Consider the following 23,079-nt stretch of genomic DNA (forward strand, 5'->3'; position numbering starts at 1 on the left):
GAATGCCGCTGTCAAACAGCGGCGCTCCTTTCCTCCCCGCCCTGAAGGACGGGGTTTCTCGGAGCATCTGATGAACAGACGATCGATGTTGCGCTGGAGCGTTTCAACCGCGGCGCTCGCGTGCCTCGACCTGGCCGGCCCGCTGCCGGCCTTCGCGCAACGCACGGCGCGCGGTACGGCGGCGAGCCCGTTCGCAATGGGCGCCGACATCTCGACGCTGCCGGAACTCGAAGCCCATGGCGCAACCTTCTTCGACCGTGACGGCGCCCCGGGCGACTGCCTGAAGATCCTGCGCGCGCACGGCGTCGACGCGATCCGCATCAAGGTCTGGAACGATCCCGGCAACCCGGATTTCTTTCCCGCGAACCAGAGCGCCGCGGCCGGCTACAACGATGCGGCGCACGTGATTGCGCTGGCGCGACGCGCGGCCGCGCTCGGGATGCGCATCCTGATCGACTTCCACTACAGCGACTGGTGGGCCGACCCCGGCAAGCAATACCCGCCGCATGCGTGGGCCGGCAAGAACCTGGCCGACACCTGCGCGCTGCTGTCCGCGTACACGACCGACGTGCTGCGCCGGCTTGCACGCGCCGGCGTGCGGCCCGAGTGGGTGCAGATCGGCAACGAGATCACGGGCGGCATGCTGTGGCCGCTCGGGCGCTACGACCAGTGGGACAACCTCGCTCAATTGCTGAAGACGGGCCACGACGCGGTGAAGGCCGTCGATCCGCGCATCAAGGTGATGCTGCACATCGACAGCGGCGGCGACAACGGGAAGAGCCGCTGGTGGTTCGACAGCGCGACGCAGCGCGGTGTCGCGTTCGACGTGATCGGCCTGTCCTACTACCCGCAATGGCAAGGCTCGCTCGACGACCTGCGCAACAACGCGAACGACCTCGCGGTGCGTTACGACAAGGAACTGATCGTCGTCGAAACCGCGTATCCGTGGACCACCAGCGACGGCGACTCGGAGCCGAACTCGATGACGAACACCGGCTCGACCGCATTCCCGCCTTCGCCGGCCGGGCAGGCGCAGTTCCTCGCGGCGGTGGTCGACATCGTGAAGGGTGTGCCGGGTCATCGCGGCAAGGGCGTGTTCTGGTGGGAGCCGGAATGGATCCCGACGCCGGGGGTCGGCTGGAAACTCGGCGCGGGCGATCAGTGGGACAACAACACGCTGTTCGACTTCCACGGCCGTGCGCTGTCGTCGCTCGACGCGTTCCGGCAACGCTGACCTGCCGCCGCACTGGCGCGCAGCGCGTCAGTGCGGCGCGTCGAAGCGGCGGCGCGGCTGCTTCGACGCACCTGCCGCACGTGTCATGCCGGCCTGCGGATCGCGTGCATCGTGAACGAGCAGCGCGAGCGCCACGAGTGCGAGTGCGCCGCAACCCGCGAACGTCGCGCGATAACCGAACAGGTCGACGAACGCGCCCGACAGCACGCCCGACACGATCGAGCCGACGCGCGCGGTACTGAAGAACATCGCGGTCGCGGTGCCGGGGCGCGCGGGCATCAGGTCGCACACGCGCGTCATGCCGAGGCACGACGTGATCGCGACCACGCATGCGCTCAGCAGTTGCAGCGGCAGGATCGCATCGACGTGCGTGACCGCCGCGAGCCCGACGAAGTACGCAGCATGCACGGCCGCACACGCAGTCAGCCAGCGCGCCTTGTTCAGCCGTGTCGAACGGATGCCGAGCCACAGCATCATCGGGATCTCGAGCAACGCAGCGAGACCGAGCGCGGCCGACACGTTGGTCGGCGTGCCGCCCAGCCCGCGCACGATATACAGCGGCAGCACGATCATCGTCGCGTTCGCCGCGAGCCCGATCAGCATGAGCGCGGCAAGCGTGCGCAGCACGACCGCACGCGGTGCGGCGACCGCCGGCGCTGCCCCGTCCGGCGGCACCGGATCGCCGCCGGATGCGCTCGCCGTCGTGGACCTGCCCGCATCGGCCGCAGCAGGCCGGCGCGCGGGTTCCGGAATGCACGCGACGATCGCCGCGCACGCGACAAAGCCGGCGGCGGCCGCGAGAAAGAGCCCGGTGAAGCCCGCCTGCGCGAGTATCAGCGCGCCGAGCGCGGGGCCGAATACCCATGCGACCGACAGCATCGTGCGCAGCGCGGCCGACGCGAGCTCACGCTGCGCATCGTCGTCGACCGGCAGCACCGCGCGCGCGAACGAGAAGATCTGCGACAGCGACACGGCGCCCGCGCCGAGCAGGATCGTGCCGGCCGCGATCACGGCCATCGGTGCGCGCAACACGCACAGCAGCGCGAACCCGAGCGCGGCGGCCGCGAGCGACGCGACGAGCAGCGGCCGGTGCCGGTCGCGGCGATCGGACCAGCGGCCGGCCCACGTGCTCGCGACGACGCCGCTCGCCGCGATCAGCGTCATGAACACACCTGCGAGAAACGGCGACATTCCGACCGCCTCGACGCCGAACAGCGACAGGTACGGTGCGGTAAACGACATCGCGACACCAAGCATCAGCGCCGCGGCGGACAGCGGAACGAAATGCGCGATCCCGGCCAGGCCCGCAAAATGCGACCGCAGCGACCGTAGCGACCGCATCGCGTCAGTCCGGCTCGACCCACGCGGCCACGTCGACTGCGCCGAGTTCCGGGCCGCCGAGCACGAATCGCGCGCCGGCCGGTGCAGGCAGCGTGCATGGCGCGTCGCCGTAGTTCAGCGCGAACACGACGCGCCCGCGCCGGCGCAATCGCAGGCCGTCGGGCAGCGCCGCCACGGGCAACCCGGCATCGCGTGCGCAGCGGCCGACGATCGCACGCAACAGCGCGCGATCGAAGCACGCGGTCGCCATCGTCACGTGAGCGCGCCGCACCAGCGCCGGCACGCCGTCGTCGAACGCCGCGAGCACGTCGACTCCGGCCGCCGCGTCCGTGTCGACGTGATCGCGCCATTTCACCGCGTGGCCTTCGACGCCGTCGAACGCGACACGCGGCGCCAGCGATGGCCGCAACGATTCGACCTGAGCGATCCGCACCGGCAGCACGTCGCGCAGCTTGCCGGGCGCCAGGCCCGGCACGATCGCGAAGTCGGCCGTGCGCGAACCCGTGCGCGGCCCGAACAGCCAGTGCGTGCCGCTGCCGGCGACCTGCTCGACGACGCGGTCCGGGACGACCGGCAGCGTCGGCGCGACGACCAGCGCATAACGCGATACGTCGGCATCGGCCGCGACGATGTCGACGTCGAGCCCCAGCTCGCGCAGTGCGCGATACCAGTCGAACGCATGCTGCTGATAGTCGAAATCGACGCCGTGCGGCTGGATCCGGATCATCCAGTCGGCTTCGTAGTCGAACAGCAGCGCGACGCGCGCCGATGTGCGTTCGCCTGCAACGAGCGCGGGATCGAACGTCGCAAGCTCGCGGGCGACGCGCGCCACTTCGTACCCGCCGGGCGACAGGCGGTCATCGGGCGTATTGAGCCCGGAATGCAGTTGCTCCTGCGCGTGCGGATACTGCCGCCAGCGGAAATACGACACGAGCTCCGCGCCGTGCGCGAACGCTTCCCACGTCCACAGCCGCACCGCGCCGGCGTGCGGCACCGGGTTGTACGGCCCCCAGTTGACGGGCCCCGCCTGTTGCTCCATCACCCACATCCGGCCGTTGCCGACGCCGCGATACAGGTCGTGCGAGAACGCCGACACGTCCGGATGGCCCGTGCGGGCCCAGCGATGCTTGTCCTGCTCGTCGAGCGGCAGCACTTCGGTGCGCGGCACCGGATAGCTGTCCCACGCGGCGACATCGAGGCCACTGCGCGCGAACGCGTAGTGATCGAATTCGGTGAAAAAGCCCATGAAGTTGTGCAGCACGTCGCGCCCCGGCGCGTGCGCGCGGATCGCATCGACCTGCACCGCATGGAAGCGCGCGACCTCGTCCGACTGAAAGCGCCGGAAGTCGAGCACGTGGGCGGGATTCGCGTCGGTCGGCGTATGGCGCGGCAATTCGATCTCGTCGAAACCGCGATATTCCATGCTCCAGAACACGTTGCCCCACGCACGGTTCAACGCGCCGACGTCGCCGTAGCGCACGGCGAGCCACGCGCGAAAGCCTTCGAGCGCCGCACGCGTGTAGCTCGGCAGCGTGTTGTGGCAGCCGAGTTCGTTGTCGGTCTGCCACGCGATCACGGCCGGATGCGCGCCGTAGCGCCGCGCCATCGCGTCGGCGATCCGCACGCAGTGCTCGCGATAGACGGGGCTCGAGATGTCGTAGTGGCGGCGCGAGCCGAACTGCCGGACGGCGCCGTCCGCGCCGACCGGCAGGATCTCCGGATGACGGTCTACCAGCCATTTCGGCGGTGCCGCGGTCGGCGTGCCGAGCACGATCTTCAACTGCTGTCTGGCGAGCGTGTCGATCGCTTCGTCGAGCCACGCCCAGTCGTAGCGGCCGGGCTCCGGCTCCATCCGGCTCCACGCGAATTCGGCGATCCGTACGCGGGTCAGGCCGAGTTCGGCCATCCGCCGCGCGTCGCGATCCCATTGTTCGCGCGGCCAGTGTTCGGGGTAGTAGCAAACGCCGAGTTGCATCGTGGATTCCTTGCAGAAGAAAGAGGATTGGACGGATCAGCCCTTGGTCGCGCCGAACGTGAGCCCCGCGACGAAGTGCTTCTGCATCGCGAAGAACATCAGCACCGACGGCAGCGCAGCGAGCACCGAACCGGCCGACACGAGGTTCCATGCGGTGGTCCACTGCCCCTTGAGCGCGGCGACGCCGACGGTGATCGGTGCCGCGTCGTCGCCTTGCGTGAGGCACAGCGCCCAGAAGTAGTCGTTCCACACGAACGTGAACACGAGGATCGCAAGCGCCGCGAGCGCCGGCCGCACGAGCGGCAGCACGACGCGCCAGTAGATCGCCCATTCGGACGCGCCTTCGACGCGCGCGGCTTCGATCAGCTCGAACGGCAGCTCGCGGATGAAGTTGCGCAGGAACAGCGTGCAGAAGCCCGTCTGAAACGCGGTATGGAACAGCACGAGCGCCCACACGGTGTTGTAGAGCCCGATGCCGAGCATGATCTGGCGCACCGGAATCATCAGGATCTGGATCGGCACGAAATTGCCGGCGACGAACAACCCGAGCAGCACGACGTTGCCGCGGAACCGGAAGTTCGCGAGCGCGTGGCCCGCAAGCGACGCGAGCAGGATCGACGCGGCGACCGACGGCAGCGTGATCAGCATGCTGTTCGCGAAGTAGTGGAGCATCGGCGTCTGCGTGAGCGCGGTGCCGTAGTTGTCGACGAATGCGAACTGCTTCGGCCAGCCCCAGTAATGGCCGGCCATGACCTCGTCGGTCGAACGAATCGACGTGACGAGCACCGCGAGCAGCGGCACGAGCCATAGCACGAGCGCGCACGGCAGCGACAGGCGGTACAGCCAGCGGGACGAGCGTCCCCAGCGTGATACGGGCATCGGGTACATGAATCGCAATCCTTAGGGTCTGTTTACATATGGAACGCGCATGCGTTGCCACGAGAACGGCCGCTCGCGAGGCGCGCGACGCCGCGAATACTGACGTATCGCCAAGGAGCGCAACGCGGCGAGCGGCCGTTCTCGTGGCAACCCCAAATTAGAAAATTCATGTCACGGGAATGCCCGAAATCGCGCGTATGGCGGCGTCGCTCGTCGCTTGTTTGGCTCGGCCAAACGGCGCTCCTCACTTCTTGCCCTACGCGCGATTTCGGGCATTCGCATGTGCGTTCCATATGTAAACAGACCCTAAGATTCGACGCGCACCAGCTTGCGCAGCTGCCACACGAGATAGACGAGCATGATCGCGAACAGCACCACCGCGATCGCGGCCGAATAGCCTTCGCGGTAGTACTTGATCGCCTGGTCGACCATGAAGTACGCGAGCACGGTCGAGCTGTCGAACGGGCCGCCGCCCGTCATCACGGAGATCAGGTCGAAGCTGCGCAGCGCGCCGATCACGGTCAGCACCACCGCCATGAAGGTGGCCGGGCGCAGCTGCGGCAGGATCACGTGCCACAGCAGCGTGAAGCCGCGCGCGCCTTCCATCCGTGCGGCCTCGACGATCTCGCCGTTGATGCCGGTAAGCCCGGTCAGGTAGAGGATCATGCAGAACGGGATCTGCGGCCACAGCGCCGCGACGATCACACCGTAGGTCGCATAGTGCGGATCGCCGAGCACCGGGATGCCGTGCCCGACGAGCAGCTTCAGCAGCCCGAAAGTCGGATCGTAGAACCACGAGAACACCAGGCCGACGACGACGCCCGGCAGCACGAACGGCGCGAAGAACAGCGACTTCACGAGCCGGATCCCGAACACGTTCTGGTTCAGGTACAGCGCGAGCGCGAGACCGAGCGGCGGTGCGGCGAGGAACAGCGCGAGCCACAGCACGTTGTTCTTCAGCGCGACGTAGAACGTGTCGGACTGCAGCAGCTCGCGATAATTGTCGAGCCCTGCATACGTCATCGGCGTCATCCCGTCCCAGTGATGGAAGCTCAGCCAGATGCTGCTGACGATCGGATACAGCACGAACACGGTGAAGAGCGCGAAACCCGGCAGCACGAACAGCAGTGCGGCACGGTTGCGCCGGCGCGCGAGCGACGCGCGCGCATGCCGCTGCGGGCCGGCGTCGCGACGCACGGCGCCTTCGGACAGGCTGGTTGACATGAGGTGACCTTCGACGAAACGAACATGACGACGACAACGGAGCGCCGGACCGGCCGCGGCCGATCCGGTCCGCACGCTACTTCCGGTAGATGCGCTTGCGGGTCTGCTCGAGGCGCTGCAGGATCGCGTCGAGTTGCGCCGGGTCGGACAGGAACTGCTGCATCGCCTTCATCCCCTCGTCCGCCATTTCCTTCGTCATGTCGCGGTCGTAGAACTGCGCGATGCCGCCCTGCGTCGCGGCCAGCGTGCGGAAGCCGATCTTCGAGATCGGGTCCTGCGGCTCGGGCGCCTTGTTGTTCGACGGCAACTGGCCCATGCCCTTCGCGAACTCGCCGTTGATCGCAGGCTGCCCCATGAACGCAAGCAGGCGGCGTGCATCCGCCTTGTTGTGCGCCTTCGCCGGGACGACCATCACGTTGACCGGACCGTCCTCCGCAAGCGGCACCGACGCGTCGATCGCCGGGAAGCGGAAGAAGCCGATCGGGTTGCGCGCCGCGCTCAGCAGGCCCGCCGAATACCAGGTGCCCATCAGCGTCATCGCGGCCTGACCGTTGACGATCAGCGGGCTCAGCGCATCGACGTCGTAGGACAGCGCGTTGTCGATGAAATACTTGTCGTCGATCAGCTTCTTCCATGCCGCGTACACCGCACGCACGCGCGGATCGGTATAAGCGACATCGCCCGCCATCAGCTTCTGGTGGAACGCGTAGCCGTTGATCCGCAGGTCGAGGTAGTCGAACCATGCGGCAAGCGTCCACGCATCGCGCGCGGCCACCGCGATCGGCGCAATGCCCGCCGCCTTCAGCTTGCGGCATGCGTCGAGAAACTGCGGCCAGTCGGCCGGCTCGCCGTGAATGCCGGCCTTCTCGAACAGGTCCTTGCGGTAGAACAGGCCATAGGCGTCGTAACCGAGCGGCAAACTGTAGAGCTTGCCGCCGTAAGTCGACGACTGCTTCACGGCCGCATACGTATCGTTCCAGCCGTTCTTCTGCCAGTCCTGACTCAGATCCTCGATCAGCCCGCGCTTCGCGAAATAAGCGAGCCGCTCGCCGTTGTTCCAGCTCAGCACGTCGGGCGGATCGGTCGCGAGCCAGCCGGACATCTGCACCTTGTACGCCTCCTCGGCGACGTAGCTGACCTTCAGGTCGATGTCCGGATTCGCTTTGCGGAACTGGTCGAACACCGCTTGCCACGTCGCGCGCTGGTTGCCACGCGAGGCTACGTTCACCTTGAGCGTACCCGCGTCGGCGGCCCCTGCCGCCAGTGCGGCGGCGGTCGTCAGGGCAAGCAGCAGTTGGCTCGCACGAAGTCTCATCGTTGTCTCCTGGTATTGGTGTGATGGATGCCGCGTCGCGCGCGGCGGATCGGCGCCGCGCCGCTATGCGAATTCCGCCTCGGCACGAACGGCCGGCACCGCGATGCCGGCCTCGTCGAACAGGTGGCAGCACGACGGCGGCACGCTGAACGCATGACGCTCGCCGCGCCGCAGCGCGGCCTGCCCCGGCAGCTTCGCGAGCAGCGGCACGCCGCCAGGGTGATCGAGATGCACGTAGGCGGCCTCGCCCAGTTGCTCGACCAGCGCGACATCGCGCACGATCGCGGGCAGCCCGGCGTCGCCGGCCGGGCCGACGGACAGATGCTCGGGACGGATGCCGAGCGTGATGCGCGCGCCGGGGCCGATGCCGGACGGCAACGGACGGTCGTGCAGCGTCAACACCTCGTCCGTGCCGTCGACGCGCAGGCGGCATCCGTGCGCATCGCTCGATACGACGGCCGCCGGCAGGAAGTTCATTCGCGGCGAGCCGATGAAGCCTGCAACGAAGCGGTTGGCCGGCCGGTGATACAGCTCGAGCGGCGCACCGGCCTGCGCGATGCTGCCGAAGCGCGCGACGTCGTCGCCCGCGTGCAGCAGCACGATCCGGTCGGCCAGCGTCATCGCCTCGATCTGATCGTGCGTCACATACACGGAGCTCGACTGCGAGAAGCGTGCATGCAGGCGCGCGATCTCGACACGCGTCTGCCCGCGCAGCGTCGCGTCGAGATTCGACAGCGGCTCGTCGAACAGGAACACGCGCGGCTCGCGCACGATCGCGCGGCCGATCGCGACGCGCTGCCGCTGGCCGCCCGACAGCGCCTTCGGCTTGCGCTCCAGCAGCGCGTCGAGCTGCAGCACGCGCGCGGCCTCGGTCACGCGGCGGCGGATCTCGTCCTTCGGCACGCCGGCGATGCGCAACCCGAAGCCGATGTTGTCGAACACGGTCATGTGCGGAAACAGCGCATAGCTCTGGAACACCATCGCGACGCCGCGCTCGGCGGGCGGCGTGTCGTTCATGCGCGCGCCGCCGATCCGCAGCTCGCCTTCGCTCACGTCCTCGAGCCCCGCGATCATCCGCAGCAACGTGGATTTGCCGCAGCCCGACGGACCGAGAAACACGCAGAACTCGTGCGACTCAATCTCGAGGTTCACGTTGCGCAGCACCGGCGCATGGTCGCCGTAGCGCTTCGAGACATCCTTCAATGAAATGGCGGTCATCACGCCCTCCTCTGCCAAATCACGCGCGTCGAATCGGAAAATTTAAACGCTTAAATTTTGATGGCGCGATCCGCCCGGTTCGCCGTACCATGTTGTCTCCTTCATGTGATGTGTCGAGAAATTAGCGTATCGCCTGTCCCTGTGCAACTTGTGGGACGCACTCCCAGAATATGAGCAAACACACCCACGCTTCCCCGTTCCCGCACGACGCTTCCCGACCGGCCGGGGGCCGCGCATGGTGACGCTCGCGGAAGTCGCGCGACGCGCGAACGTGACCGCGGCGACGGTCTCGAACGTGTTACGGAATCCTCAGAAAGTGAAGCCGGCGACCGTCGAACGCGTGATGGCGGCGATTCGCGAACTCGGCTATCGACCGAATCTCACCGCGCGTGCGCTCGCCGAAGGCCGCACGTCGACGCTCGCGCTGATGCTGTCGAACATCACGAACCCGTTCTATCCGGAGTTCGTGCTCGCCGCCGAGCGCGAGGCGCGCAAGCGCGGCCATTATCTGCTGGTGTCCAACACCGACGACGACCCGGCGATCACGCGCAACTACCTCGAGCGGATCGCCGGCACGCTTGCGGCCGGCGCGATCGTGATGAACACCGACCTCGCCGAGGCCGAACTTGCCGACATCGCGCGCCATGGCGCGGCGATCGTGCTGTGCATGTGGGAGCATGTGCACGCGTCGCGCACGCTGCCCTGCGTGACCGTCGATTTCGCGGCGGCGGGCGCGCTCGCCGCTGCCCACCTGTCCGGGCTGCGGCATCGCGCATTCGGCGCACTCGTCGGCAAGGGTTCGGGCGGCCCGCAGTCGATGCGGCTGCGCGGCTTCACCGACGAACTCGCGGCTCGCGGCCATGCGCCGGACGCGGTGACGACCGTGTCCGCGCACGATTCGATCGAGGGTGGCTACGAGGCGGCCGCCGCGCTGCTGCGCGCGAAGCCCGGCGTCACCGCGCTGTTCGCGACCAACGACCTGATGGCGATCGGCGCGATGCAGGCGGCGGCCGATCTTGGCCGGCGCGTGCCGGCCGACCTTTCGATCGTCGGCATGACCGATATCCAGCTCGCCCACCAGTTCCGCCCCGCGCTGACGACGGTCCGATTCCCGACATCATTGATTGCCGCGCGCGCGATCGCGCTGACGCTCGACATGATCGACGGCATCGAGCCGACTGCGGCCGTGCATACGATCGGCACGCCGGAGCTCGTCGTGCGCGAGTCGACCGGTACGGCACCGGCCCGATGATCGACTGACGGGCGCGCCGAATGCGAGCCCGTCGTTTCCTCCATCACCCCCGCACCCGCCGCAACCTGAGCGTCGCCGACGGCGACTCCCCGAACGCCCGCTTGTATTCGATCGCGAAGCGCCCGAGGTGCGCGAATCCCCATTTCAGCGCGACGTCGGTGACCGACGCGAGCCCCGGCGTATCGTCGGCCAGCAGTTCCTCGCGCACATGTTGCAGCCGCAACTGCCGCACGAAGCCCATCGGCGTAATCCCGTGGCGATTGCGGAAGCCGGCGAACAGCGTGCTCGGGCTGACGCCGGCGAGTTCGGCGAGCCGTTCGATCGTCAGCGGCTCGTCGAGATGCGCACGGATGTATTCCTCGACGCGCCGCACATAGAACGGCGCGAGCGCCATCGGCAGGTGCCGCGTGCCGTCGCGCGCGCTGTTCGGCTGGCCGTGCAGCAGCAGGTTGAGCAACGTCGATTCGAGCTGCTCGAACGCGAGCGGATGACGCAGCGGATGCGCATCCGTCGCGATCGCGCCGGCGAGGATCGGCAGCATCTGGGCCAGACACGTCCCCTGCGGTGACGACAGGCCGAATTCCGGTTCGAATTCGACCGGTGCGCGCCGATCGTCGCCGAAATGCCGCTGCGCGTGGCGCTCCATCACCTCGCGCTCGATGCGCAGGATGACTTGCGGGCACGCGTCGCCCCACCGCATCTTGAGCGGCAGCGTCGGCGAGATCAGCGACGCGGTGCCCGGCGACGACACGAAGCGCGTCGAGCCGCACTCGATCTCCGCGTCGCCGCGCAGCGGAATCTGCAACAGGAAGAAATGCTCGAGCGGCCCCGGCTCGATGCTGACGCCGCCGCCGTAATCGAGCAGGTTCAGCGACAGGTTGCCCCAGCGCGCATGGTGCATGCAGCTGTGCAACGCGCGCGATTCGCCGATCGGCGTGAGCCGGTGCGGCTTGAACACATCGGCGACGCGTGCGCGCACCTCGTCGACATCGTCCGACTGCAGCATCAGGTTGTCGTGATTGAAACAGGCGGCGTCGGCAAGCCAGCCGGTTTCTGAAATTTGCGCCATCGAAGTTCTCCCGTCATGCTCGATCGCACTCGCGCCGTGCATGCGTTCCCGGTATTGGGGAATCCCGCTGCACGATCCGGATAGCGCCCGGAGTATCCGGACAGTCCGGCCATCCGAACCCGCAAGTCCCGCGCAACCAACGCAAGAACCGGACCGTTCGCGCATCGTAGAAAACTGTGCGGGGCTTCCGTATCCGCACATACCCGCACACACCCGCGGTTCAGCCGCGCGCCCGCCCGGGCGCGGCGGCCGGATCGTCAGGTTTCCGGAGTTCGCGGATACCGGCCGAAGAAAGCGGATAGAAGCGCGCGTTTCGGCCGCCAATACTGGGCCCGTCACGGAAACAAACAGCATGGAGGGACACATGAAAGGACGTCACATCGAGATTCCGTCGCCGGACGGCGGAACGTTTCGCGGCTACCTGAGTACGCCGGCCGGCGGCAGCGGGCCGGGCATCGTGCTGTGTCACGAGATCTTCGGCGCGAACGCGACCATGCGGGCAACCGCCGACTACTACGCGGAGGAAGGCTACGCGGTGCTCGTGCCCGACCTGTTCTGGCGCCAGTCTCCGGGGATCGAACTCGGCGATTCCGCTGCCGATTTCGAGCGCGCGATGGCGCTTTACCGCGAGTACGACGAGAACAAGGGCGTCGAGGACATCGGCGCCGCGCTGCGCGTGCTCACGCAACGGCCGGAATGCACGGGCGAAGCCGGCGTGCTCGGCTACTGCCTCGGCGGCAAGCTCGCGTATCTCGCCGCCTGCCGGCTGCCGGGCGTGGCCGCCGCGGTCAGCTATTACGGCGTCGGCATCGAGCATGCGCTGGACGAGGCCGTGCAGCTGCGCGGTCGGCTCGTGCTGCAGATCGCGGCGCAGGACCGCTTCTGCCCGCCCGACGCGCAGCGGCGCATTACCGAAGCGCTGTCCGGGCGCGACGGCGTCGAGGTGTATGTGTATCCGGGCGTCGATCACGCGTTCGCGCGCATCGGCGGCGATCATTTCGACAAGGCCGCCGCGGCCATGGCGCATCAGCGCTCGATCGCCGCGTTCCGCGCCGCGCTCGGCCCGCACTACGACCTCTCCGCGCTGTGGGAAGCGCATCTGCTGCACGAGTTCGACACGCGCAACGTCGACGCGACGATGGCCACGATGGTCGCCGAGCCGTACGTCAACCATATTCCGACGCTGACGGGCGGCGTCGGCTACGACGAGCTCAAGCGTTTCTACACGCATCACTTCGTGCATGCGAACCCGCCCGACACCACGATCACGCCGATCTCGCGCACGATCGGCGCGAGCCAGATCGTCGACGAACTGCTGTTCTGCTTCACGCACACCACCGAGATCGACTGGATGCTGCCGGGCGTCGCGCCGACCGGCAAGCGCGTCGAGATCCCGCTCGTCGCGATCGTGAAATTTCGCGGCGACAAGCTCTATCACGAACACATCTATTGGGATCAGGCGAGCGTGCTCGTGCAGGTTGGCCTGCTCGATCCGGCCGGCCTGCCGGTCGCGGGCGTCGAAACGGCGCGCAAGCTGCTCGACGAGACCGTGCCGTCGAACGGCCTGATGCGCCGCTGGCAGGACAGCGAACCGCCGACGGGCGCGCATTGACGCGGCCCTTCCCCCACCCATCGATTCCGGGAGATACCCCATGACTGCCCTTGCAGGCAAAGTCGCGATCGTCACCGGCGGCGCCACGCTGATCGGCGCCGCGGTCGCGCAGGACCTGACCCGCGCCGGCGCGTGCGTCGCAATACTCGATCTCGATACCGAGAACGGCGCGCGCGTCGCCGATTCGCTCGGCGAACGCGCGATGTTCGTCGCGATCGACATCACCGACGACCACGCGATCGAGCGCGCGGTGTCGGCCATCGTCGAGCGGTTCGGCGCGATCGACGTGCTCGTCAACCTCGCGTGCAGCTACGTCGACAACGGCATCCAGGCGACCCGCAACGACTGGCTCGCCGCGATGGACGTGAACGTCGTGTCGGCGGCGATGCTGGCGAAGGCCGTTCATCCGCACATGGTCCGGCGCGGCGGCGGCGCGATCGTGAACTTCAGCTCGATCTCGGCCCAGTGCGCGCAAACCGGCCGCTGGCTGTATCCGACGTCCAAGGCGGCGATCCGCCAGCTCACGCGCAGCATGGCGATGGATCTCGCGCCCGACCGCATTCGCGTCAACTCGGTATCGCCGGGGTGGACGTGGTCGCGCGTGATGGACGAGATGACGCACGGCGACCGCGCGAAGACCGACCGCGTCGCCGCGCCGTTTCACCTGCTCGGCCGGGTCGGCGATCCGTCGGAGGTCGCGCAGGTCGTGACGTTCCTGTGCAGCGACGCGGCGAGCTTCGTGACGGGCGCCGACTACGCGGTGGACGGCGGTTATTCCGCGATGGGCCCCGAGCAGGCGGTGCCGGCCATTCCGCGCCTGGCGGAATGACCGCTGCCCGCCGCCGCTCCCCGCAATCATTCCGGCCGGCATCCGGCCACCCGAGGACATTCTCATGAGACGCATCGCTATCGTCGGCGCCGGCCAGTCCGGCCTGCAACTCGCCTTCGCCCTGCTCGACCAGGGCTATCACGTCACGCTCGCGACCAATCGCGACGCCGAGCAGATCCGCACCGGCAAGGTCATGTCGAGCCAGTGCATGTTCCATACCGCGCTGCAGATCGAGCGCGATCTCGGCCTGAACGCCTGGGAGGAAGCGTGCCCGTCCGTCGAAGGCATCGGCATCGCGGTGCCGCACCCGAACGGCAACGGCCGCAAGGCGATCGAGTGGTCGTCGCGGCTGACCCGCTATGCGCAGTCCGTCGACCAGCGCGTGAAGATGGCCGACTGGCTCGACGGCATTCGGCGCCGCGGCGCGGAAGTCCGCATCTGCGACGTCGGCGTGCCCGAACTCGAGGAACTGGCGCGCAGCCACGATCTCGTGCTGCTCGCGGCCGGCAAGGGCGAGATCGTCAACCTGCTCGGCCGCGACGACGCACGCAGCACGTTCGACCGCCCGCAACGCGCGCTCGCCCTCACCTACGTGAAAGGGATGACGCCGAGCCAGCCGTATTCGCGCGTGCGCTTCAACCTGCTGCCCGGCATCGGCGAGTACTTCGTGTTCCCCGCGCTGACCACGACGGGCCCGTGCGAGATCATGGTGTTCGAAGGCATTCCGGGCGGCCCGCTCGACTGCTGGGCCGACGTGAAGACACCCGAGCAGCACCTCGATCGAAGCCTGTCGTTCCTGCAGCAGTATGTGCCGTGGGAATTCGAGCGCTGCCGCGACGTCGAGCTGACCGATCCGAACGGCACGCTGTCCGGGCGCTTTACGCCGACGGTGCGCAAGCCGTTCTTCCGGCTGCCGTCGGGCCGCACCGTGTTCGGGATGGCCGATGCGGTGGTGGTCAACGATCCGATCACGGGCCAGGGATCGAACAACGCCGCGAAATGCGCGAACGCCTATTTCGACGCGATCGTCGCGCGCGATGCCGCGCCGTTCGGCGAGGACTGGATGCAGCAGACGTTCGAAGGCTACTGGGCCTACGCACAGCATGTCGTGCGCTGGACCAACTCGCTGCTCACGCCGCCGCCGCCGCACATTCTCGAACTGCTCGGCGCGGCCGGCCAGTTGCCGTCGCTCGCCGCGGCGATCGTCGACGGCTTCGACGATCCGCGCCGGTTCTCGCCGTGGTGGTTCGAGCCGTCGGCGTGCGCGGCGCTGATCCGCGAACACAGTACCCGTTCGGAGTAACCGACATGGAAACGACCGTTACCTGCAGCCCAACCGTCGACCCGATGCAATTGCGTGCCGCGTTCGGGCAGTTCCCGACCGGCGTCACCGTGATCACCACGTGCGCGGCCGACGGACGCAAGGTGGGCCTCACCGCCAACTCGTTCTCGTCGCTGTCGCTGGATCCGCCGCTCGTGCTGTGGAGCCTTCGCAAGGTCGCGCCGAGCCGGCCCGATTTCGTCGCGGCCACCCACTTCGCGATCAACATCCTCGCGCACGACCAGATCGACCTGTCGCGCCGCTTCGCGACGCCCAGTGCCGACAAGTTCGACGGCGTGCTTCACGTGGATTCGGACAGCGGCGGCGTACCCTGCCTCGACGGTGCGAGCGCGCGCTTCGTGTGCCGCAACGTCGGCCATTACGAAGGCGGCGATCACCTGCTCTTCATCGGCCAGATCGAGCAGTTCGACGCGTTCGGCAAGGCGCCGCTGGTGTTCCACGCCGGCCAGTATCGCGCGATTGCCGATCACCCCGATCTTTCACGCGCCGTTTGATTAGTTATACAAATAAATATCCAGGAGGTGGTGAACATGAAACTCGGCTCTCGCCTGCTCGTCGCCGCAGGCCTCGCGATCGCCGGCATGGCCGGTCACGCGTCGGCCAACGCGGCCGACCTGCCGCCGGTCAACCTCGGCATGACCAGCTTCCTCGACGGGATGCCGCCGGCCGGCTCCGGCTGGTACGGCACGCAGTACCTGCAGTACTACACGGCCGGCCGCGTCAACGACAATGCCGGCAACAAGGTCGGCCTGCCGAAGCAGGACATCGACCTGTTCGCGGGCCTGAGCCAGCTCGTCTATCAGTCGCCGCTGACGTTCGCCGGCATGCATCCGGGCCTCGACGTGATCCTGCCGTGGATCGCGTCAGCACGTACCGACGACGGCATCGGCAACGTCGCGCTGAATTCGCGAGCCGGTTTCGGCGATCTGCTGATCGGCCCGTTCATCCAGTTCGACCCGGTGATGGGCGCGCAGGGGCCGCGCTTCGCGCAGCGCGTGGAATTCCAGTTCGTCGCGCCGACCGGCGCGTACGATCCGTCGCGCGCGATCAACCCGGGCAGCCATTTCTGGTCGTTCGACCCGTACTGGGCGGCGACGCTGTGGCTGACGCCGAAATGGACCGTGTCGTGGCGCCTGCACTATCTGTGGAACGCGACCAACCATCAGCCGGCCGCGTCGCTCGGCCCCGACGTGACGTCGACCCGGGCCGGCCAGGCGATCCATGCGAACTTCGCGACCGAGTATGAAGTGCGCCCGGGCCTGCGGCTGGGGCTCAACGGCTACTGGCTGCGCCAGACCACCGACATGAAGGAAAACGGGCAGGACGTGCCCGGTACGCGCGAGGCCGTGCTGGCGATCGGCCCGGGCGCCATGGTCAGCTTCTCGCCGCACGATCACCTGCTGTTCAATACGTACTTCGAGTTCCAGGCGCGCAACCGGCCGCAGGGGACGCGGATGGTTCTGCGCTATGTGCATCACTTCCGGTAACGCGGTGAAGCGGCGAAGCGGCGGGCATGCAAACCGGGTGGCACGAACGGTGCGATTCGTTCGCCCCGCCGCCGCAGCCTGAAAATCCATCGTCAAGGAAAACGAACTACTTCGCCGCCTGCGCCGCCGGCGTGAACGTGCACTTCGGATCGTTCTTGCCCCGCGCCGAGCAGCACTCGAGCAAGTCGCTCACCGACTTCGCGTTGGCCGCATTCCATTCGGCGAGGCTGCGGTTGTTGTCGATCGGCATCCAGTGCGTCAGCGGATAACTGCTCGCGAGCTCATTGCTGCCTTTCGGCGGCGGCAGCCTCCCGGCGGCGAGCGGCACGTAGATCTCGCAACTGTTCCGGTTGCCGATCCGGTGACAGCCGATGCAGGTATTACCCGGCGTGCTGATCGCATGCGATGTAAACGATGCGAAATCGGCGCCGAGATTGATGTACTTGCCCCACGGATCGGTCGGCACCTTGTTCCACACCTGCCCGATCCACGGGCTGTACATGACAGGGCTCGCGTCATGGCACGCCGCGCAGCGCTTCGTCGCGGTCGCGGCGGGCTTCCACCAGAACTCCACCGCCGACGGATGGCCTGGCGGCGGCGTCTTCTCGTTCGGCGGCGGCACGCGCGACGCGTTCATGCCGGCCGTGCCGCCCCGTTCCGCATGAAACCAGCAGGTCTTGCCGTTGCCCGCATGGTGCAGCACGATATCGACTTCGTCGTAATACGGGCTCCGGTTCGCGCGGATCTGCTTGCGGCGGCAAAACGCCGATATCTGCGTGTCGCCGTGCGAAAGATCGAGAATCTTCGAATAAGGCGTGCATTGCCCGGACGTCGGCGCTTCATACGGCAACAGCGCCGGGCGATCGCAGGTCATGTGCGCCGCATATCGCGCGGGCACGCGGCCATTGACGGTGATCGGCACGTCGGTGCCGCTGTTGCAGTCGAACGCGGGAATCTCGCCGATTTCGTCGGTGCACTGCTGCGCGTATTCGAGCAGCGACGCATCGCCGCCTTCCGCGGCGAATGGGGCAGGCGCGGCCAGCAGCATCGCCAGCGCGACGACGCAGGTTCGGATCGTCATGCCGCCCCCTTCGTGTAGCGCATCGCCACCTTGCGAATCGCCTCGATATATTTGACGTAGCCGGTGCAGCGGCATACGTTGCCGCCCACCCACGTCTCGATCATCGCGTCCAGTTCGCCGGCGTGCACCGGCTGCACGCGCAGGTGATCGAGCATCGCGGTCGCGGCCATCAGGAATCCCGACGCACAATAGCCGCACTGGAACGCGAACGATTCGAGAAAGCTCTGCTGCAGCGGCGACAGCGTGCCGCCCTGCGCGAGCCCTTCGATCGTGTACACGTGCATGCCGGCCATCGCGCTGACCGGAGTCGAGCACGACAGCGTCTTTTCCATCGGCGCATCGGGCGTGTTGCGCACGCCGACCGTGCACGCGCGGCACACGCCGATGCCGCAGCACAGCTTCGTGCCCGTCAGGTCCTGTCGCTCGTGCAGGAAATCGATGAGGTTCATGTCGCCGTCGGCGGCGGCCGCTTCGACGGGTTTGCCGTTCACATGCATGCGGACCGGATCGCTCATCGCAGTGCCTCCCGAATCTTGTCCGGCGTCACCGGCGTCACCCGGAACCGCCGCCCCGTCGCCATCGCCAGCGCATTGAGCAGCGCCGGCGCGATCGGGCACATCACAGCTTCCGCGATGCCGCGCGCATTCGCGGGATCGCCGCCGGGCGGCGGCAGCGCGATCAGTTCCTGCGCGGGAATGTCCGGCAGACGCGTCACCTCGTAGCGGTCGAGGTTCCATCTGCCGCCGCCCGGCCCGTCGGGACCTAGCGGGCACGTCTCGGTCAGCACGTTGCCGATCCCCATCGCCACCGCGCCCTGCGACTGCCCTTCGACGAGCTCCGGCGCAAGCTGCCGGCCGACGCTCACGGCCGTCACCACGCGTTCGACCTTCACGCGCCCGGTCGCCGGATCGACGGACGCGGCGACGAGCGCCGCCGACGGCGCATAGGTCGTGCGCCCGTAGAGGGTCGTGTCGACCGGCGGCGCCTGCAGCGTGCGCGACAGCGGCGTCAGGTAATACGGATCGAGGCCGACCGCCACATAGTCGTAGTCGACTTGCGCACTGCCGGACGCGAACGGATACGTGCCCTTCCAGAAGTACCCGGCATAACTCGCATGCACGGCGGCAACCGTCTGCAGGCCCAGCTTCGCGATCGCGCCGAGCAGCGCCGGCCACGGAATCGGCGCGAGGCCGTTCGCGACGAGCGCGCGATCGACCCAGCGCACGTCCTCGGCCCGCACCGGCACGCCCCACCATGCGCGAGCGGCCGGCAGCACGCTTTGCAGGAACAGCGCCTGCGCGGCCCCCTTCACCGCGTGGTACTGATGGAATGCGCCGAGACAGGCGCTCGACGAGCCGTACGTGTAGCGCACCGTCTTCGGGTTGGCCGCCGGATTGCTCGAACGCGTGAGCCCGAGCGCGTTGAACGGTCCGATCTCGCTCATCGCAATCGTTTGCGCGTTCTGCCCGAGAAATTCGGCCGGTGCGAGACCGAGCGTCGTGGCCGCGCCGTTGCCCATGTCGGTATACGGCGTGACCACGCGCAGCCTGCTGTCGGGCAGGATCTGCACCATCCCGAACATCCCGTCCCCGGACGTTCCGTATGCCTCGTTCGCCATCGCGAGGCCGACGCCGTACCGGAGGTTGCGCGCGCCGCGCTCCGCACGCGTGCGCTCGTGGTCGCGCCACAACGGATGCCGTTCGAGCCGGTCGAGCAGCGCGTCGAGCTGCAGGTCGAACAGGATCGGCGCGCCCGTGATCGCACGCCCCTTGCCGAGACGGGGGGCGTTGCCGAGAAAGTTGGCGCGGCGGATCGCGAACGGCGAAAGCCCGAGCCGGCGCGCAGCCTCGTCCATCAGCGTCTCGATCGCCATGAACGCCTGCGGCCCGCCGAAGCCGCGCTGCGATCCGCCGAACACTTCGCGCGTGTAGGTCGACGCTGCCTGCGCGCGTGCGCGCGGAATCTCGTAGCAGCTCATCGCGCTCAACGCGGCGAGCTGCGCGACGTACGGCGACAGGTTCTTCTTGCCGCCGCCGTTCATCAGGAAGTCGCACGTGATCGCTTCGAGCTTGCCGCGGCGGTTGAACCACAGCGATTCGGAGAATTGGGTCTCGCAGCGCTTCAGGCCGACCTGGAACTGTTCGTAGCGCGACTGCTGCCAGCGCAGCGCGCCCTTCGCGAACGGCGCGGCGAGCGCCAGATACAGCGGGAAGTAGGACTTGTCGCGCCCGCCGAAACCGCCGCCCGGATAACACGCGATCACATGCGCCTCCTTCACCGGAATGGCGCTGCCGTCGAACAGCGCGCAGGCGCCGGTCGCATCGTCGTTCGCCGATTGCGTGCCGAGGACGAGGCCCATTTTCGCGGCGGATGCGTCGTACCATGCGAGCCCCGCTTCGGGCTCCATGAACATCGGGTCCATTGCCGGCGTCTCGAAGCCGTCGTTGCCGGTCGCGCGCACGCCGATCCACGCACCGGAGGCCGCGTTGCGCGCAATCGTCGCGTCGATGTTGACGACCGCCTCCTCGCGTTCCTTCAGGTATTGCGCGGTCGGCTTGCCGCTGCTGTCGGTCCGGTAGTTGTTCACGTAGTTGAAACCGCGTTCGTCGTCGCGCACGTAGATGGTCACCGGCGTATACGGCACGGCCTGTGCGGCTGCCGAGCGGTCGACCGCCGCGCCGTAGCGGATCACGCTGTCGTTGAAATCGAGCAGCTTCCTCGCGCGACGATAGACATCGAAGTTCTCGAAGATCAGCAGCGCGGCCGGTTGTCCGTAGCAGTCCGCCGGATGGCCCGGCCTCGCGAGCCAGTAGATGTCCTGGTTCGCGATCGGGTCGGGGACCGGCGCAAGCGGAATCCGTCGCGCGCTCAGCAGCGCGTTGTCGACGACGGCGATCGGCCGCAGCTCGGCCGGCAGCACGCCGAGGTCGTAGCCTTCGTACACGGCGTCGACGCGGCCGCACCGCAGCGCATAGAGCCAGTTCTCCTGCTGCGGCCAGCCGACGAAGTCGCGCGACTTGAAATCGCGCGCGTAGATTTTCTGGCCCGTGACCTTCGGCATCCCGTCGATGCGCCACCGCGCCTTGCCGGGCACCGGCGCCCAGCTCGGCCCGCTCGCGCCGGTATCGGCCTGCTCGCCGGCGTCGAGCGCCAGCGCCGGCAAATGGGTGATCGAGATCGCGACGACAGCGCCGCTCCCGGCCAGCTTCAGAAACGTCCGGCGTGTCACAGGCACATCGATGGCCATGCTGCGTCCCTCGTTCGATTTGTCATGGCTGGGGCACCGTCGATGCGCGACGCGCGCCGCCGCGCCGGCCGTGCGCGGGCCGCTGCGCGTGTGCTTCGCGGTGCTGGATGTCGGTGCGGAAACGGGCTTGCGGGCGCGGTGGTACGCGCCGGTAGTCAGGAATCGGGAGGAAGCGGACCGGGAAGGATGCGCGGCGGATTCGCGGGGCCGTTCGAGGCCCGTGGACGCCGGCTCGATGAAGCGTCAGGCTGCGTGCTTGTCGCTGATTGCTCGTTCATGATTCCCCCGGCCTTGATCGTGCGTAACTGGCCTGTTTTCCGTATTGTCGGGCAGTCTCTTGATTTTCAAGTGTTTTTGTTCGGTCTTTCCGGTATGCGTGACGTTTTTCGTGTTCGTACCGTCATACGAGTTCGATTTTGAATAATGCTAGAAATTGGCACCGGAGATTTCAAGGAGATTTTCGGATAGCGTGCATGGCGCCGGTGCGCATGAAGCGCCGATCCGTACCGTCCTGGCAGCCTGCCGGTGGGACGGGGCGCGCGACCGATATTACAAATTGCCTTCAATGAATCGGTCGTTTCGTCAACGTCGTTTTCCCGCGGTACGCAAATAACGAACGGAAAGCAATCGCAATCAACAACTCGATGAACAATCCCGCGCATTATTGAATTGGATTAATTCGTCTGCGGGTGTTCAGCGCTTTCCGTCGCTTTTAACCGCGCCGGCGCAATGCCGGCAACGGGGCCTTCAGGGTTAGCAGTAGGGGGCAGCCGATGAGGGCGGTGGACTACGGCTTGCTCCATGGCCGACCATGGGTCCAGGTTGCATTGACGCCGCTATGGTCGACCTGTCTCGCGGCGCCGCCTGGGGAGGGAGCCTCCATGAAGCCTGTTGCCGTGCCGGCCGGCGCGTGTGTCGGGGCCGGCACGCAAAACCTCTGGCGCTGCGCTCGAAGCCGCGCGTGTCCGCCGCTCACGGCGCGATGCTGACGAACGTCGGCAGCAGCACGCGATAGACGTGAATCATCGCCGGCCCGAGCAGCACCAGCATCAGCGCGGGAAAGATGCAGAAGATCAGCGGGAACAGCAGCTTCAGCGCGATCTTCGCCGCACGCTCTTCCGCGCGCATCCGCCGCCGCGTGCGCAGCATGTCCGACAGCACGCGCAGCGATTCGCTGATGCTCGTGCCGAAGCGATCGGCCTGGATCAGCATCGCGCAGAACGACTCGATGTCCTCGACGCCGGTGCGCAGCGCGAAATTGCGCAGCGCCGTCTCCTTCGTGAAGCCGGAGCGCATCTCGAGCAGCAGCAGGTCGAGTTCGCCTGCGACCACCTCGCTGCGAAACCGCAGCTCCTCGCTCACCCGCATCAGCGCCGCGTCGAGCCCGAGCCCCGCTTCGACGCACACCGTCAGCAGGTCGAGCGCGTCCGGAAAATCCTCGAAGATCGTCTGCTGGCGCACCTTGACCCGCTGCGACAGCACGATGTTCGGGATGTAGTAGCCGATGCCGGCGAGCGCCACGAGGATGGCCGACAACAGCGCGCGCTCGTCGCCGAGCTTGGTCGTGACCAGCCCCAGCAGCGCCATGCACGGCAACGCGAGCGCGAGCACCGTCTTCGCGGTGAAATACAGCGCGGCCGCGCTCTGGTTGCGCCATCCGGCATTCATCAGCCGGACGCGCAGCGGCGAATTCTCCCAGCCCTCCTTCGGCACCGACAGCTTCGAGATCGGGGTGGACAGATCGACCAGCTTCGCGACCCAGCGCGACGCCAGATCGTCGCCGTCGCCCGGGCCCGCGACGGCACCCGCGCCCGCACCGGCCCCGCCGGCCTGCTGGAGCCGGCGCTGGATGCTGCGCGGCGCGAACAGCAGCATCGCGACGAGCACCCCGCCGGCCACGAAGATGAACAAGCCGCCCAGCATCACGGCCTGGACCACGTTCAGATTTTGCATGACAGCCTCGCAAACGGTTCG

At 67.6% G+C, this 23,079-nt stretch carries 19 protein-coding genes; 8 read left to right on the top strand and 11 right to left on the bottom strand.

Annotated elements, in window-relative coordinates:
* Positions 1 to 70: 70 nt before the first annotated feature.
* Positions 71 to 1,234 (top strand): arabinogalactan endo-1,4-beta-galactosidase, encoded by a 1,164-nt coding sequence (locus KVT39_RS33925; protein WP_217591120.1) that lies wholly within the window; start codon positions 71 to 73, stop codon positions 1,232 to 1,234.
* 27 nt (positions 1,235 to 1,261) lie between these two features.
* Here the strand turns inward: KVT39_RS33925 and KVT39_RS33930 are convergent, their stop codons facing one another.
* The 6 genes from KVT39_RS33930 to KVT39_RS33955 all read right to left on the bottom strand — a co-directional run bounded on the left by KVT39_RS33930 (position 1,262) and on the right by KVT39_RS33955 (position 9,186).
* The gene (locus KVT39_RS33930) at positions 1,262 to 2,575 is read right to left on the bottom strand and encodes an MFS transporter (RefSeq protein ID WP_217591121.1); all 1,314 of its coding nucleotides are present in this window, start codon (positions 2,573 to 2,575) and stop codon (positions 1,262 to 1,264) included.
* A 4-nt stretch (positions 2,576 to 2,579) separates the two neighbouring features.
* Positions 2,580 to 4,550: a beta-galactosidase gene (locus tag KVT39_RS33935; protein WP_217591122.1), complete on the bottom strand. Its 1,971-nt coding sequence runs from the start codon at positions 4,548 to 4,550 to the stop codon at positions 2,580 to 2,582.
* Positions 4,551 to 4,586: 36 nt separating this feature from the next.
* Positions 4,587 to 5,438 carry a carbohydrate ABC transporter permease gene (locus KVT39_RS33940; RefSeq protein ID WP_131945663.1) on the bottom strand — a complete coding sequence of 284 codons (852 nt, stop codon included), beginning with the start codon at positions 5,436 to 5,438 and terminating at the stop codon, positions 4,587 to 4,589.
* 297 nt (positions 5,439 to 5,735) lie between these two features.
* Positions 5,736 to 6,653, bottom strand: coding sequence for a carbohydrate ABC transporter permease (locus KVT39_RS33945; RefSeq protein ID WP_217591123.1), 918 nt, complete (start codon positions 6,651 to 6,653; stop codon positions 5,736 to 5,738).
* A gap of 76 nt (positions 6,654 to 6,729) precedes the next feature.
* Positions 6,730 to 7,968: an ABC transporter substrate-binding protein gene (locus KVT39_RS33950; RefSeq protein ID WP_034182309.1), complete on the bottom strand. Its 1,239-nt coding sequence runs from the start codon at positions 7,966 to 7,968 to the stop codon at positions 6,730 to 6,732.
* 63 nt (positions 7,969 to 8,031) lie between these two features.
* Positions 8,032 to 9,186 (bottom strand): ABC transporter ATP-binding protein, encoded by a 1,155-nt coding sequence (locus tag KVT39_RS33955; RefSeq protein WP_131946497.1) that lies wholly within the window; start codon positions 9,184 to 9,186, stop codon positions 8,032 to 8,034.
* Positions 9,187 to 9,421: 235 nt separating this feature from the next.
* Here KVT39_RS33955 and KVT39_RS33960 point away from each other — a divergent pair, with 235 nt between their 5' ends.
* Positions 9,422 to 10,438, top strand: a complete 1,017-nt coding sequence (locus KVT39_RS33960; RefSeq protein ID WP_105390930.1) for a LacI family DNA-binding transcriptional regulator — start codon at positions 9,422 to 9,424, stop codon at positions 10,436 to 10,438.
* 43 nt (positions 10,439 to 10,481) lie between these two features.
* On the opposite strand, the gene KVT39_RS33965 is transcribed toward KVT39_RS33960, so the two are convergent.
* Positions 10,482 to 11,507 carry an AraC family transcriptional regulator gene (locus KVT39_RS33965; RefSeq protein WP_217591124.1) on the bottom strand — a complete coding sequence of 342 codons (1,026 nt, stop codon included), beginning with the start codon at positions 11,505 to 11,507 and terminating at the stop codon, positions 10,482 to 10,484.
* A 364-nt stretch (positions 11,508 to 11,871) separates the two neighbouring features.
* Between KVT39_RS33965 and KVT39_RS33970 the strand changes: the two genes are divergently transcribed.
* The 5 genes from KVT39_RS33970 (at position 11,872) to KVT39_RS33990 (ending at position 16,777) form a co-directional block, all read left to right on the top strand.
* Complete coding sequence (locus tag KVT39_RS33970; RefSeq protein ID WP_217591125.1) at positions 11,872 to 13,119, top strand: dienelactone hydrolase family protein; 1,248 nt, start codon at positions 11,872 to 11,874, stop codon at positions 13,117 to 13,119.
* A 40-nt stretch (positions 13,120 to 13,159) separates the two neighbouring features.
* Positions 13,160 to 13,948: an SDR family oxidoreductase gene (locus KVT39_RS33975; protein WP_217591126.1), complete on the top strand. Its 789-nt coding sequence runs from the start codon at positions 13,160 to 13,162 to the stop codon at positions 13,946 to 13,948.
* Positions 13,949 to 14,012: 64 nt separating this feature from the next.
* The gene (locus KVT39_RS33980; protein ID WP_034182315.1) at positions 14,013 to 15,251 is read left to right on the top strand and encodes a styrene monooxygenase/indole monooxygenase family protein; all 1,239 of its coding nucleotides are present in this window, start codon (positions 14,013 to 14,015) and stop codon (positions 15,249 to 15,251) included.
* 5 nt (positions 15,252 to 15,256) lie between these two features.
* On the top strand, positions 15,257 to 15,784 hold the full coding sequence (locus KVT39_RS33985) for a flavin reductase family protein (protein WP_105390933.1): 528 nt from the start codon (positions 15,257 to 15,259) through the stop codon (positions 15,782 to 15,784).
* Positions 15,785 to 15,820: 36 nt separating this feature from the next.
* Positions 15,821 to 16,777, top strand: coding sequence for a transporter (locus KVT39_RS33990; RefSeq protein WP_217591127.1), 957 nt, complete (start codon positions 15,821 to 15,823; stop codon positions 16,775 to 16,777).
* A gap of 106 nt (positions 16,778 to 16,883) precedes the next feature.
* Here KVT39_RS33990 and KVT39_RS33995 read toward each other — a convergent pair whose 3' ends face one another.
* Genes KVT39_RS33995 through KVT39_RS34005 form a run of 3 tightly spaced genes read right to left on the bottom strand, consistent with a single transcriptional unit; the run spans position 16,884 to position 21,105 of the window.
* The gene (locus KVT39_RS33995) at positions 16,884 to 17,858 is read right to left on the bottom strand and encodes a hypothetical protein (RefSeq protein ID WP_034182317.1); all 975 of its coding nucleotides are present in this window, start codon (positions 17,856 to 17,858) and stop codon (positions 16,884 to 16,886) included.
* Positions 17,855 to 18,373, bottom strand: a complete 519-nt coding sequence (locus tag KVT39_RS34000) for a (2Fe-2S)-binding protein (protein WP_034182318.1) — start codon at positions 18,371 to 18,373, stop codon at positions 17,855 to 17,857. Before KVT39_RS34000 ends, KVT39_RS33995 begins: the two co-directional genes overlap by 4 nt.
* The gene (locus tag KVT39_RS34005; protein ID WP_217591128.1) at positions 18,370 to 21,105 is read right to left on the bottom strand and encodes a xanthine dehydrogenase family protein molybdopterin-binding subunit; all 2,736 of its coding nucleotides are present in this window, start codon (positions 21,103 to 21,105) and stop codon (positions 18,370 to 18,372) included. The genes KVT39_RS34000 and KVT39_RS34005 overlap by 4 nt, the downstream gene beginning before the upstream one ends.
* Between KVT39_RS34005 and KVT39_RS34010 the strand changes: the two genes are divergently transcribed.
* Positions 21,098 to 21,385 carry a hypothetical protein gene (locus KVT39_RS34010; protein WP_217591129.1) on the top strand — a complete coding sequence of 96 codons (288 nt, stop codon included), beginning with the start codon at positions 21,098 to 21,100 and terminating at the stop codon, positions 21,383 to 21,385. The two genes, KVT39_RS34005 and KVT39_RS34010, sit on opposite strands and share 8 nt — an antisense overlap.
* Positions 21,386 to 22,077: 692 nt before the next feature.
* Here the strand turns inward: KVT39_RS34010 and KVT39_RS34015 are convergent.
* Positions 22,078 to 23,058 (bottom strand): type II secretion system F family protein, encoded by a 981-nt coding sequence (locus KVT39_RS34015; protein ID WP_034182320.1) that lies wholly within the window; start codon positions 23,056 to 23,058, stop codon positions 22,078 to 22,080.
* Between the last annotated feature and the right edge of the window lie 21 nt (positions 23,059 to 23,079).

The sequence above is a fragment of the Burkholderia sp. GbtcB21 genome, assembly GCF_019091065.1.
Classification (GTDB): Bacteria; Pseudomonadota; Gammaproteobacteria; order Burkholderiales; family Burkholderiaceae; genus Burkholderia; species Burkholderia pyrrocinia_C.